This window comes from Paenibacillus sp. 2KB_22 (genome assembly GCF_052115745.1).
Taxonomy (GTDB): Bacteria; Bacillota; Bacilli; order Paenibacillales; family Paenibacillaceae; genus Paenibacillus.
The window spans coordinates 858,731-872,250 of sequence record NZ_JBFRHG010000002.1 but is presented as its reverse complement, the minus strand read 5'-3'; the positions used below and the strand labels follow the sequence as shown (position 1 = coordinate 872,250).

At 46.5% G+C, this 13,520-nt stretch carries 14 protein-coding genes; all 14 read left to right on the top strand.

The annotated features are described in order from the left end of the window. The first annotated feature begins 214 nt into the window (after positions 1-214). The 14 genes from AB4111_RS14875 (at position 215) to spoIVB (ending at position 13,338) form a co-directional block, all read left to right on the top strand. Complete coding sequence (locus AB4111_RS14875; protein ID WP_442032191.1) at positions 215-625, top strand: Asp23/Gls24 family envelope stress response protein; 411 nt, start codon at positions 215-217, stop codon at positions 623-625. 147 nt (positions 626-772) lie between these two features. Then, positions 773-1,312, top strand: coding sequence for an alkaline shock response membrane anchor protein AmaP (gene amaP, locus AB4111_RS14870; protein ID WP_017687594.1), 540 nt, complete (start codon positions 773-775; stop codon positions 1,310-1,312). Positions 1,313-1,326: 14 nt separating this feature from the next. After that, on the top strand, positions 1,327-1,560 hold the full coding sequence (locus AB4111_RS14865) for a DUF2273 domain-containing protein (protein WP_017687595.1): 234 nt from the start codon (positions 1,327-1,329) through the stop codon (positions 1,558-1,560). Between the two features lie 222 nt (positions 1,561-1,782). Continuing rightward, positions 1,783-2,235, top strand: a complete 453-nt coding sequence (gene nusB, locus AB4111_RS14860) for a transcription antitermination factor NusB (protein WP_017687596.1) — start codon at positions 1,783-1,785, stop codon at positions 2,233-2,235. A 115-nt stretch (positions 2,236-2,350) separates the two neighbouring features. Next, positions 2,351-3,208: a bifunctional methylenetetrahydrofolate dehydrogenase/methenyltetrahydrofolate cyclohydrolase FolD gene (gene folD / locus AB4111_RS14855; RefSeq protein ID WP_442032190.1), complete on the top strand. Its 858-nt coding sequence runs from the start codon at positions 2,351-2,353 to the stop codon at positions 3,206-3,208. Between the two features lie 10 nt (positions 3,209-3,218). Beyond that, on the top strand, positions 3,219-4,583 hold the full coding sequence (gene xseA, locus AB4111_RS14850; RefSeq protein ID WP_442032189.1) for an exodeoxyribonuclease VII large subunit: 1,365 nt from the start codon (positions 3,219-3,221) through the stop codon (positions 4,581-4,583). Further along, positions 4,573-4,830 (top strand): exodeoxyribonuclease VII small subunit, encoded by a 258-nt coding sequence (gene xseB / locus AB4111_RS14845; RefSeq protein ID WP_017687599.1) that lies wholly within the window; start codon positions 4,573-4,575, stop codon positions 4,828-4,830. Before xseA ends, xseB begins: the two co-directional genes overlap by 11 nt. Next, a complete protein-coding gene (locus tag AB4111_RS14840) occupies positions 4,823-5,728 on the top strand; it encodes a polyprenyl synthetase family protein (protein WP_442032188.1) in 906 nt (301 codons plus the stop codon). Before xseB ends, AB4111_RS14840 begins: the two co-directional genes overlap by 8 nt. Positions 5,729-6,012: 284 nt before the next feature. Continuing rightward, on the top strand, positions 6,013-7,920 hold the full coding sequence (dxs, locus tag AB4111_RS14835; protein WP_442032187.1) for a 1-deoxy-D-xylulose-5-phosphate synthase: 1,908 nt from the start codon (positions 6,013-6,015) through the stop codon (positions 7,918-7,920). A gap of 22 nt (positions 7,921-7,942) precedes the next feature. Next, on the top strand, positions 7,943-8,788 hold the full coding sequence (locus AB4111_RS14830; RefSeq protein ID WP_442032186.1) for a TlyA family RNA methyltransferase: 846 nt from the start codon (positions 7,943-7,945) through the stop codon (positions 8,786-8,788). Between the two features lie 84 nt (positions 8,789-8,872). Then, on the top strand, positions 8,873-9,358 hold the full coding sequence (locus tag AB4111_RS14825; RefSeq protein ID WP_442032185.1) for a hypothetical protein: 486 nt from the start codon (positions 8,873-8,875) through the stop codon (positions 9,356-9,358). A gap of 85 nt (positions 9,359-9,443) precedes the next feature. Continuing rightward, complete coding sequence (gene ahrC / locus AB4111_RS14820; protein ID WP_017687604.1) at positions 9,444-9,893, top strand: transcriptional regulator AhrC/ArgR; 450 nt, start codon at positions 9,444-9,446, stop codon at positions 9,891-9,893. Positions 9,894-10,170: 277 nt separating this feature from the next. After that, positions 10,171-11,889: a DNA repair protein RecN gene (gene recN, locus AB4111_RS14815; protein WP_253438793.1), complete on the top strand. Its 1,719-nt coding sequence runs from the start codon at positions 10,171-10,173 to the stop codon at positions 11,887-11,889. 120 nt (positions 11,890-12,009) lie between these two features. Next, positions 12,010-13,338: a SpoIVB peptidase gene (gene spoIVB, locus AB4111_RS14810; protein ID WP_253438790.1), complete on the top strand. Its 1,329-nt coding sequence runs from the start codon at positions 12,010-12,012 to the stop codon at positions 13,336-13,338. Positions 13,339-13,520: the final 182 nt, after the last annotated feature.

Here is a 13,520-nt window from a genome sequence, read left to right as displayed (position 1 = left end):
TATATTGGGCTTGTTTGTCATAATGTAGCCCAAATGATATAGTATGTAATAATAAGAGCGCATGTCTCCTGCAAAGGATAAGCCCGCACCTCGCGGATGTTTGCAGGAGTTCCGGTAAAGCCGGACCGGAAGGGTTCTGAAGGTTGTTTAACCTGAGTCCAGCGCCCTGACGGATGGCCGCAAACTTATCTCGCGAAAGGTGTGTTGAACAGTTATGAGTGCACTACCGACTGAATTTGAACGAACGGATATCGGTGAAATCCAGATCGCACCTGAAGTTATTGAAGTGATTGCTGGATTGGCAACCCTTGAAGTGAAAGGTGTTGCAGGCATGAGTGGCGGATTCGCTGGTGGATTTGCTGAATTGCTTGGTCGCAAAAACCTTTCCAAAGGCGTTAAAGTTGAAGTGGGCCAACGTGAAGCTGCAGTTGATGTTTCCGTAATTATCGAGTATGGATACCGTCTGCCACAGGTGGCTACGGAGATTCAACAGAACGTGAAACGTTCTATTGAGAACATGACAGGATTGAATGTGAATGAAGTGAATGTGCACATTCATGACGTTCAGTTCAAGACCACCGAGAAAGTGGAAGAGATCGACCTGAACAGTCAGCGCGTAAAATAAAAGAAGACAGATTCCCCCGGCATCTTCTGCCGGGGGTTATCCCCGTCTTGGACAGGTCTTCATTTTAGTGAAAGCTAAATGACGATCTGATTTTTTGCTAGTGAACAGGTTAAGTCATGTTAGTGAGCAAGGGAGGCTGTGCAGTTCGTGGCTAAAATACTGGATCGGCTTCTGTTGTTTATATACAGCATAAGCGTTGGAGCAATATCGGCAGCCGTCATTCTTCTGATCAGCGGTGTGCTGCCTTACGAATTGAATTATCAGCAGGAACAAAACGTTATTGTTGCGTCGGTTATTGCAGCAGCGATTTTGTTTATCCTGAGTTTGCGGTTTTTCTACATCTCGGTTCGGCGTGAGCGTGCATCGTTGCCGTCTGTAGATCAACGTACTGAGTTTGGTGATGTACAGATTTCGATGGAGACGATTGAGAATCTCTGTTTGAAGGCGACTTCCCGTTTCCGGGGAGTACGTGATGTCAAGGCACGCATACGCGTGGTTGAGTCAGGACTGGAGATTATGATTCGTGCGGTAGTGGATGGTGAAACACCTATTCCTGCGCTGACTTCTGATCTGCAAAAGGCGATACATGATCATGTACAAGAGATTACGGGCATCCCGGTTTCTTTTGTCACGGTGTATATCGCGAATGTAACCCAGTCGCCTAACTACAAGAGTCGAGTGGAATGAGGTGAGTTTCACTGATGCTGTGGAAAGAGATTTGGGATAGTCACAGAGGCCGAATTACCGGAATTATCGGCGGCATCTTTTTTGGATTTCTTTATGTATGGATCGGTTTTTGGGATATGTTGTTCTTTGCACTCTTGGTGTTCATCGGTTATACGTTAGGCAGACGAAGCGATTCGAAGCTGGGTTCGTCCATTCCCTGGAGGGAGTGGGGACAATGGCTGGGCGATCGCTGGCGTCCGTTTAAGTGACCTACCTGAACCCTGCAATATGTTTCTTCCGAAAATAGAGCTGTAGTTTAGGTTGCCCGTTTTTTGGAGGAAACGTATTGCAGGTTTTTTTGTGAAAAGGGATAACAATAACAATACCGTGGAAGCCATCGATCAATCCCTTGAGGGATTGGATCAGATGGTTGCATGGATTATAAAATAAGCATGATGACGCTCCAGAAGGAGCGCTGCAGGAGGCAGGACATGAAAAGACGTTTGGCAAGGGAAATTGCAGTACAAAGTCTGTATCAGATGGAAATGAATGAGGTGGGTGCAGCAGAAGCTGTAAACATGTTGATCAATGAAGCCGCTGAAGATAATGAAACCGAAGTGGTTATTCGTGATGCAGATGTAATGCGTACTTATGTTACTGAGATTGTACAAGGAGCTTGGAATAATAAGGAAGCGATCGACGGATTGCTCGTGGATTATTTGAAAGGTTGGCAGATTAGCCGTCTGTCGCGTGTAGATCGCCAGATTCTAAGACTGTCTACGTATGAAATGGTGTTCCGTGATGACATTCCGGCAAAGGTATCCGTCAATGAAGCGATTGAACTGTCCAAATATTTTGGTACAGAAGAATCCGGCAAGTTTGTCAATGGCGTACTTGGACGCATGATTCAGGAAGTTGACGCCATTAAAGCAAAATTGTCTTAAGTTATGATTAACTATAGTGCGTGTTCAAAAGGACCGGTTTTCAGAACCACTCTTAATCAAAAGCGGTTTTTTTGAACAACCTCTAAATTTATATTCATATAAGGGAGAGAGTACAATGACAGCATCTATTATTAACGGTAAAGAAGTATCCCAAGAGATCCGCGCAAGCATGACAACAGAAGTAAAACAGCTTAGCGAACAGGGGGTAGTACCTGGTCTGGCTGTTGTGCTCGTCGGGGAAGATCCGGCATCCCAAGTATATGTGCGTAATAAAGAAAAAGCATGTCACGACCTCGGCTTCTACTCCGAAGTGCATCGTTTGGATGCAAATACGTCTCAAGAAGACCTGCTTGCCCTGGTGGACAAGCTGAACAATCAGCAATCCATTAATGGTATCTTGGTTCAACTCCCACTGCCAAAACATATCGAAGAGAAAGCAGTCATTGATGCGATTGCCGTGGATAAAGACGTAGATGGATTCCATCCAGTCAATGTTGGTAATCTCGTCATTGGAGACGATAGTCTGCTTCCATGTACACCAGCAGGTGTCATTGAACTGATCAAACGTACTGGACTCGAATTGTCCGGTAAACATGCGGTGGTTATCGGAAGAAGCAACATCGTTGGCAAACCGGTATCACTGTTGCTCCAACGCGAGAATGCAACGGTAACCATGTGTCACTCCCGTACAGCAAACATGAAAGAAATCACGCGTCAGGCTGATATTTTGGTGGTAGCTATCGGTCGTGCAAACTTTGTGGATGCTGATTTTGTCAAACCGGGTGCTGTGGTTATCGATGTCGGCATGAACCGTTTGGAGAACGGCAAACTGGCAGGAGATGTTGACTTTGAGAGCGTGAAGGCAGTATCTGGTCCAATTACACCGGTTCCTGGTGGTGTAGGTCCAATGACAATCACAATGCTGATGCAAAATACACTGATCGCAGCCAAACGCGCTCACGGATTGGCCTAGGGCTCTGTCTGTGGCAGATCAAAAGATTTACTCCATCAAAGACCTGAACCGATACATTCGAATGAAACTGGAATCGGATCAGGTCCTGTCGGACGTTTGGCTACGCGGGGAGATATCCAATTTCACACATCACTCCAGCGGCCATATGTATTTTACATTGAAGGACAAGGACAGCCGGATTAAGTCGATTATGTTTGCGTCCCATAACCAGCGATTACCCTTTGTACCGAAGGAGGGTGCAAGGGTTATTGCCCGTGGTAATGTCTCGGTGTATGAACGGGATGGGCAGTATCAATTCTACGCTACTCATATGCAGCCGGACGGGATCGGAAGTCTATATCTCGCTTACGAACAGCTGAAGAAAAAGCTGGAGGATGAAGGGTTATTTTCACCTTCGCGCAAAAGAGAGATCCCGCGTTATCCACAGACTATTGGTGTTATAACTTCACCGACGGGAGCAGCGGTACGGGACATCATGATTACACTCCAGCGCAGATATCCATCTGCTAAAGTGGTTTTATATCCTGTGCTGGTCCAAGGCAAAGGTGCTGCGCCTTCCATTGTTAAGGCGATTGGCAACTTGAACCGGATGGGAGAAGCCGACGTACTCATCGTTGGACGCGGAGGCGGTTCCCTGGAGGAATTGTGGGCTTTTAACGAGGAGATTGTGGCAAGAGCGATAGTCGCTTCGGATATACCTGTTATTTCTGCAGTTGGGCACGAAACGGACTTTACGATTGCCGATTTTTCGGCTGATTTGCGTGCGGCGACGCCAACAGCTGCTGCGGAGCTGGCAGTACCTAATCGAGCTGAGCTGCTCGATCAGATTGCACAACGTCAGCGCCAGTTACAACACAGCTTGCGTCAGCGTGCTGTACATAATCGTGAACGGCTCGCGAGGTTACAGCGTTCGCCGGTGCTTGTTCATCCAAGACGTACCTTGATGCAGCACACGGAACGACTGGATATGATCCATCAACGGCTATTGAGAACAGTGGATACGCGTATGAAATGGACGGGAGAGAAACAGGAGCGTCTTCGGGCGGCACTGCAACGATTCAATCCTCGTGACCAGGTCAATGCAGCACGCCGTGAGAATGCGGCAGCACGCAGACAACTGGAACTTGCGATCAGATCCATAACCAGATCGAAGCAGCAACAGTGGAAATCATCTGTGCGGCATCTGGATGCGCTTAGCCCGCTTAAAGTCATGTCACGAGGATACAGCCTTGTCTATGACGAGCAGGAACAGCGATTGATCAAGTCGACAAAGGATGTACAACCTGGAGATTCGATTAAGATTAAATTAACAGACGGACAGCTGGACTGTCAGGTTTGGGGAATGAAGGAGGACGACAATACCCATGGCGAATGAACCGGAATTGAATTTTGAAGAAGCAATGGCGGCATTGGAAGATATCGTAGGTCAGCTTGAACATGGTGATGTTCCGTTGGAACAGGCCATCGATCTGTTTCAGCGCGGAATGAAACTATCGCAACTTTGCGGTCTGAAGCTGGAACAAGTGGAACGTAAGATCGAGATGATCGTAGAAGAAGATGGAGAGCTTCGCAAGAAGCCTTTCGGAACTGCTGACGATGAGAGCGGTGAAGTCCATGAGTAATCGTCCTTCGTTTCAAGCATATCTCGAAGAGGTCACAGCTGAGGTGACAGAAGCGTTGAAACAGACGCTTCCCGACCACTGGGATGTACCCCAGTCGCTGGCAGATGCGATGCAGTATTCACTTATGGCCGGAGGCAAGCGCCTTCGTCCTCTTCTGGTCGTTGCTGCGGCGGAAGCCTTCGGTGCACAGCGTACAGCTGCAATGCCGGTAGCCTGCGCCGTGGAGATGGTTCATACCTATTCGCTGATCCACGACGACCTGCCCGCTATGGATAATGATGATTACCGCAGGGGAAAATTAACGAATCATAAGGTTTATGGTGAAGCAACAGCCATATTGGCAGGCGATGCACTGCTAACTCATGCTTTTTATAGCATTGTTCAAGCTGGACGCCGTAGTGGTGTGGCAGCAGATGCGTTGCTGTCCATCGTGGAGGACATGTCCGAACTCGCTGGAGCAAGAGGCATGGTTGGCGGCCAAGTTGCGGATATGGAAGGCGAACAAGGCATGACTGATCTTGCACAGCTTCAATATATTCATTTGCACAAAACGGGTGACCTGATTGTTTTTGCCCTCATTGCCGGAGCACGAATTGGTGGAGCGACGGAAGGACAATTGGAAGCCTTGCGTGTGTTTGGCCGTGATCTCGGCCTGGCGTTCCAGATTCAGGATGATATTCTCGACCTGACGGGCGACGAGCAGAAGATGGGCAAGAAAACACAAAGCGATGTGAATCAGCAGAAGGTAACGTACCCTTATTTTATTGGTATGGAGGCTTCTGTAGACGAAGTGAAATCCCTTACTCAATCTGCAAAAGACGCACTTGAAAGAGCCGAGTTACCTGATTCATCCAGATTGCTAGAGATTGCAGATTATCTGATGAGTCGAGACCATTAGATTCTGACAGAGCGCGCTGTTTCAAAACCTGTATAACCGTGTAATAAATGTAATGTCCTTTTTCTGAGTGGATGAAAAAAGTCTGTCCCGAGTGGATGCGGGAATACATATGGAGAAGGATTCTAAATAACTTGCTGGCGAGAATGCTCGTTATCGGGAGTATAGTGCAGGAAATTATGATTCTTATTCTTTTATGTTATAATGATTTAATGTCATTTGATTCATAATGTATATATCGATTTACAACAATAAACTAAACAATCTAGGAAAGCGGGGAGATTCTCGTGCTGCTTCCACAAATTAAACAACCCAGTGATCTAAAGTCGATGTCTCAGGATGATCTTGCCCTTTTGTCGGCAGAGATCCGGCAGTTTCTGATTGAGAAACTGTCCGTTACAGGGGGGCATCTCGCACCTAACTTAGGCGTGGTTGAGCTCACGGTAGCCCTGCATTACTGCTATAACAGTCCGGCAGACAAAATGATTTTTGATGTAGGGCATCAGGCTTATGTGCACAAAGTTCTGACAGGACGTATGGACCGCTTTGATACATTGCGTCAACATAACGGCCTATGCGGGTTTGTCAAACGCAACGAAAGTGAACATGATGTATGGGAAGCTGGACACAGCAGTACTTCATTGTCCGCTGCGATGGGGATGGCTCTTGCACGTGATCTGAAGGGTGAGGACAACCAAGTTATCGCGATGATTGGTGATGGAGCGCTTACAGGTGGTATGGCTTTTGAGGCTCTCAATCATATCGGTCATGAGCAGAGAAAACTGATGGTTATTCTGAATGATAATGAAATGTCCATTGCTCCAAACGTTGGGGCCATGCATAAATATTTGAGCAAAATTCGTTCGGATCGTCATTATCTGAAAGCGAAAGATGATGTCGAGGGGATGCTTAAAAAAATTCCTGCTATTGGAGATCGTTTGGCCAAATCGGCAAGCTGGATCAAAGACAGTGTCAAATATATGATGGTACCAGGTGTTCTTTTTGAAGAACTGGGCTTCACATATTTGGGCCCGATTGATGGGCACGATATTCCCAAATTGATTGAAACATTCAAACAGGCGGATAATGTGGATGGTCCAGTCATGGTCCATGTACTTACAACCAAAGGCAAAGGCTATCAGCCAGCGGAAGCCGATTCGCACAAGTGGCACGGAATTTCTCCGTACAAAATTGAATCCGGGCAAGTGCTGAAAGCAGTCGGAAAACCGATGTACACGGAAGTGTTCGGTCAAACGTTGATTGATCTTGCGAAGCAGGATAAGCGGATTGTAGCGGTAACACCTGCAATGCCTACGGGATCAGGTCTCATTCCTTTTAGCAAGGAATTTCCTGATCGCATGATTGACGTAGGGATAGCAGAACAGCATGCGGCCACCATGTGTGCTGCACTTGCTATGGAAGGCTTGAAACCGGTCTTCGCGGTGTATTCCACATTCATGCAACGTGCATATGATCAGATTGTGCATGATATTTGCCGACATAACGCCAACGTGATGTTTGCCATTGACCGTGCCGGGTTTGTTGGACCGGACGGGGAAACACATCAAGGTGTATACGATGTGGCATTTATGCGCCATATTCCAAATATCGTTCTGATGATGCCAAAAGACGAAAATGAATTGCGCCATATGATGAAAACGGCGCTTGATTATAATGAAGGTCCAATTGCTTACCGTTATCCGCGAAACAATGTGGTCGGTGTACCTCTGGATGATGTACTTGTTCCGATTCCAATCGGATCATGGGAGCAACTGCGTCCATCGGAGGGATATGCTGTCATCGCTTCAGGATCGATGGTACAACTCGCTGAAGAAGCAGCGGAGTTGGTGAAGCGGGAAGGTATCACAGCAGGCGTAATCAACGCTCGCTTCCTCAAACCTCTTGACGAGCAGATGCTGCGTGATCTGGCTGTTCGAGGAACCAAATTGATTGTACTTGAAGAAGCATCCCAAGCAGGTAGCATGGGTAGTGCAGTACTGGAGTTTTATGCCGAACAGGGATTGCATGATGTTCATGTACAATTAATGGGGATTCCGGATCGCTTCATTGAGCATGGCAGTATTAAGGAACAACGTGAGGAAGTGGGTCTTACCGTTGAGAATGTATGTGCTGAGCTACGCAAGATGGCTGTTCAATCATCTTACGGCATACCCAAAACACGTTTTCCTTCGTAAATCTACATGATAGGAGATATACATGTCACTCCCGAAAGAACGAATTGATGTTCTGCTGGTTGAGCAGGGCTATTATGAAAGTCGTGAGAAGGCAAAAGCTGCAATCATGGCTGGACTGGTGTACGCCAATAATGAGCCGATCGAAAAGGCGGGCATGAAAATTCCAAGGGAAGCCGAGCTGAAAGTTAAAGGCTCGGTACATCCCTACGTCGGCAGAGGCGGATTGAAGCTCGAAAAAGCGATCCGTCATTTCGGCCTTGATATGAATGGACTTGTCATGCTCGACATTGGTTCCTCCACTGGTGGATTTACGGATTGTGCACTACAGCATGGTGCGTCTCACGTTTACGCTATTGATGTGGGTTATAATCAGCTTGACTGGTCTTTGCGTAATGATGAGCGGGTTACTGTTATGGAACGAACCAACTTTCGCTATGTGACGCCTGAAGATCTGACGGGACCAGTGCCGAACTTTGCGAGCATTGATGTGTCTTTCATTTCACTGCGAATCATATTACCGCCGCTTCTGGCTCTTTTGAAACAACCTGCAGATATCGTTGCATTGATTAAACCTCAATTTGAGGCAGGGCGTGAAAAAGTAGGCAAGTCCGGTGTGGTACGTGATACGAAGGTTCACAAGGATGTTTTGCAGACGATGCTTCATTTTGCCAGTCAACTTGGTTTGCATCTGCAGAGTTTAACTTTTTCCCCGATAACCGGTGGAGAAGGTAATATAGAATTTCTCGCACATTGGCGTCTGGAAGAACCAGAGGCATCACAACCAGAGAACGATCCAGCTTCACTTGATGCACTTGCGGAGCAAGTTGCCAAGGAAGCAGCTCATACATTTACGGGAAACTCATCATAAGATGGGTTTCTTTTCGCTGGAAAGATGATTGGTGTAAAGGGAAATCGTGAATGAACCTCGAATATGTCTTCGAGGTGAGCGATAATGGATGGTCAATATGACACAATCGTTATAGGTGTACTTGCTGTCTGTTTGATCTTGTGGCTGTTCTTCGGCTTGCGTAATTGGGTGAACCGACCGATGCCGGTAAGCTTGTCTGGAATGCAACTGAACGTGAAGATTCAGGATTCCCCTGCCTTGGATTTGCTTGAAGCACAGGGTTACGAAGTCATCGGTGGCAAAATGAAAGTCCCTCTGGCTTTTGAGGCCAATGAATCCGTTTATTACAGCAGATTATTTATTGATTATGTTGCAGAACGTGAGGATCTCAGATACCTGGTGAAAACATCACGTCGCAGACAGCCACTTGAAATGACCGGCCCTGCGCTAAGGGATCGCTTCCTCAATTATCTGTTGTTATATCCTGGCTGTGAAGGATTGCTGTATGTTGATTTGGAGGATTCCGATATTAAGTTAATCAGGCTCATGGACTATCAGGAAGATGTTTATGATGGGGATGATCTTGACTAATATAAAAGAATGAACATTGCAGGGCAAAGTCTGCGGCGGATTTACAATTGCTGCTTTATTGCAATACATTTAACTGGAGGCATGTATGAAAGGACAAAGGCACATCAAGATTCGTGAAATTATTAGTCAAAATGAAATTGAGACCCAGGATGATCTGGTTGAAGCACTGCGCAAATCAGGTTTTCAGGTGACTCAGGCGACGGTATCCCGGGATATCAAGGAACTGCTGTTAATCAAGATTCCGATGGATGACGGACGGTATAAATATTCTTTGCCGACAGATCAACGATATAATCCGATTCAAAAGTTGAAGCGTGCACTCGTTGATAATTTCTTGCACATTGATCACACGAACAATCTGGTTGTGATGAAATGTCTGCCAGGAACAGCCAACTCCATTGCAGCTTTGCTTGATAATATTGAGTGGAATGAAGTCATGGGCACAATCTGTGGAGATGACACCATTCTTATTATCTGCCGGACTGAGGGTAACAGTGTGACCGTTATTGAACGCATCATGGGTTACATTGCTTAAAGTGCGTGTTCAAAAAGATTGATTTTCAGTACCGAGAAGATGTGATGAAGCTAGAAATGGAGTAGCGGAGCGTAGGGAAACTACGTGAGCAACTGCAATGTTTCCGAAGGAAACAACCTTCGTAAGCATTCCACTTATTTCGGCTGAATTCCAACTTCGATGCTGATGATTCCACCGGGCATCCTTCGTAATCAAAAGCGGACTTTTTGAACAACCTCTTGAATCAATGTTTCAAAAACATAATATCTGAGTTAGTCATCCGGAGGTGTTTTTGCAGATGTTAGTTACGTTATCGATTCGCAATCTGGCTGTGGTGGAAGAAGTGGACGTTGTATTTCATCCGGGATTCCATGTACTTTCAGGGGAAACGGGTGCAGGGAAGTCGATTATTATAGATGCTCTTGGCTTAATTGCAGGTGGACGAAGTTCAGCTGATCTGATCCGGTACGGATGTGAAAAGGCAGAGATGGAAGCCCTCTTTGAGATGGAACCAAGTCATCCTGTCTGGCAGACGTTAGAGAAGCTTGGTATCCATTGTGAGCCTGAAGAGCATTTGGTTATTCGGCGTGAGTTGAATACTCAGGGGAAAAGTACGTCCCGCATTAATGGGCAATTGGTCAATCTGACCATGCTACGTGAAGTAGGCGAGAAATTAATTAATATCCATGGTCAACATGAACATCAGAGTTTGCTGCGTGCAGAGAGCCATCTGGGGCTTCTCGATACCTATGGCTCGGAAGTAATCGGACCTGTCAAAGCAAAGTACCAAGAGCGCTACAGCAAGTTTATCACGGCGGAAAAAGAACTGCGTGCGCTTCAGGAGTCGAGTCAGCGGGCATATCAACTCTTGGACATGTATCGCTTTCAGCTTGAGGAGATCGCAGCAGCAAGCCTTACACGTGGCGAGGATGAATTACTCGGGGAAGAACGGGTCAAACTATCCCATAGTGAGAAAATGATGGACAGTGTTGCTGGTGCATATGATCTGCTCAGTGGTCAACGCGGGCTTGAAGCTGTGAGCATTGCTCTTTCAAGAATTGAAGACATTTCTGGATATGACAGCAAAGGACTACAACCCATTGTGGAGCAGCTGCAATCCGCATTTTATCAATTGGAAGATGCGACATTCCAGTTAAGGGATTATCGGGAGAAGATTGAATTTAATCCGGCGAGACTGGAAGAAGTGGAGCAAAGGCTGAATCTGATTTCTGGCCTCAGACGGAAATACGGGGACAGTGTTGAACTTATTCTGAGTTATTATGATCAGATTAGCCATGAAACCGACCAACTGGAGAACAAGGACGAACGGCTGGAGAAATTGCGAGCTGAACGTGACAAAATGCTTAACCTTGTGATGGAGTCTGCTGAAGAACTCAGCAAGGTTCGCAAACAATGCGCCGAGGAACTTGCTGCACAGGTGGAAAGTGAGCTCAAAGATCTGCAGATGGAGCGGACCACACTGCGTGTTCAGATTACCCCATTTGAAGATCCGAAGGGCATAGAATGGAATGGACGCCGTATTCGTCTGAATCGTCAGGGTGCGGACAATGCAGAATTCCTGATCTCACCGAACCCGGGTGAGCCATTAAGACCACTTGGCAAGATTGCTTCAGGTGGTGAGTTGTCGAGAATGATGCTGGCGATGAAGAGTATCTTTGCACGGCATGACCGGATACCTGTGTTAATTTTTGATGAGGTTGATACAGGTGTTAGCGGTAGAGCGGCACAATCCATCGCTGAAAAATTGTTCCGCCTGTCTTCGACTTGTCAGGTTTTCTCAATAACTCACTTGCCACAAGTGGCTTGTATGGCAGATCATCAGTATCTCATTGAGAAACATGTCTACGATGGACGGACGATGACGCAAGTGGAATCGCTGTCAGACGAAGGCAGAGTGAAGGAATTGGCACGTATGTTGGGCGGCGTGGAAATTACAGAAAAAACACTGCATCACGCACAGGAAATGCTGAATTTGGCGGAAGCCAAAAAAGGGTGAAACGAACGGCTGGCGTAATGATTGACAGTAATAAAAGCCTGGGGGCAAGGTTATCTTAAAGGTACGCAATTGGCGACCACCTTTCGTCAAGCGAAAGAAGCAAAGGGAGTGTGACAGCCATTGAATTCCCCCCTCAGGAAGAAATTGCTAGGTCTTTTATTTGCCTTCTTTCTTTGTGTGATTAGCCAGGCCATTCAGCCTGTGCAAAGTTATGCTTCACTGCCGGATGAATTGCAGGTGTTTGCTGGCAGGCAAGCAGATGTCCGGCTCGCTGTACCTGCTGCTTCAAGCGCCGTTGTAGATCGTCCTGATATTGTTGGCTTGGATGATCAGGCAGCGATGCATGTTACGAGTCAACAACCTTTGCATCTTAACCCTCAACAGACGGGACATGCCAAATTAACGTTGAAGTTGTGGGGTAAAATTCCGGTCAAAACAGTCCATGTGAATGTGATACCGGATTTGCGTGTTGTACCCGGGGGTCAAACGATTGGCGTCAAAGTTAAATCGGCGGGCATTCTGGTGGTTGGCCATCATCTAGTCCATTCTGGGCAGGATGAGCGTGTATCGCCAGGAGAAAACGCAGGCATTAAGCTCGGAGATCTGATCACGCATATGGATGGTAAACGCCTGGATGGCGTGGCAGGTGTCTCTGAAGCCGTTGAACTTGCAGGCAAAAGTAAAAAAGGTATTGATGTTGTGTTGAAGCGTGGTAAGGAAACGGTCAAGACTCGATTGACTCCGGCTTATGACTCCGAGGATCAAGCGTGGAGGCTTGGTTTATACATTCGTGATTCTGCAGCCGGCGTTGGCACACTTACCTTCTATGCTCCCGATCAGGGCGTATACGGCGCACTGGGCCATGTCATTACAGATATGAATACACAAACATCTATTGTTGTGGGTAGTGGTCAGATCGTTCAGTCCAATGTGACGTCCATTTCGAAAAGTGAGACCGGTGATCCGGGTGAAAAACGTGCTCATTTCCTCAAGGAAAGCAAAATTTTGGGCAATATTGAACGCAATACGGCTTTTGGTATCTTTGGTAAAATGTCCGGAAATCCTGAGCACAGTTTGTATTCAAAAGGAATTCCCGTCGCTTTCTCACATGAAGTCAAAGAAGGACCGGCCGAAATACTTACCGTGGTTGACGGTCAACAAGTTGAACGCTTCTCCATTGACATTGTCCATGTGGCAGATCAAACGGAGCCAGCAACGAAAGGTCTAGTACTTCGCATCACGGACCCGAAACTGCTGGATAAGACCGGAGGCATCGTTCAAGGTATGAGTGGCAGCCCCATCGTACAAAATGGTAAGTTGATCGGTGCAGTTACTCATGTATTCGTCAATGATCCTAAATCGGGTTATGGTTGCTTCATCGAATGGATGTTACAAGATGCTGGCGTTATGATGAAAAAGGAAAACACGAAGAACCTCAAGGCTGGATAAAAAGCCCTGAGGTTCTTTTTTGTCGAAAGGAAACATAATATATCGGATAATGAAATAAATTATTTATTATATAGGATTGAGAAAAAAAAATAAAGAAAAATAATTTTCGACAGGAGGAATTTAACTTGCTGTGTCGAAAATTTAACCTGTAAGGAAATGTACGAAACGATGTTTAATTTAAA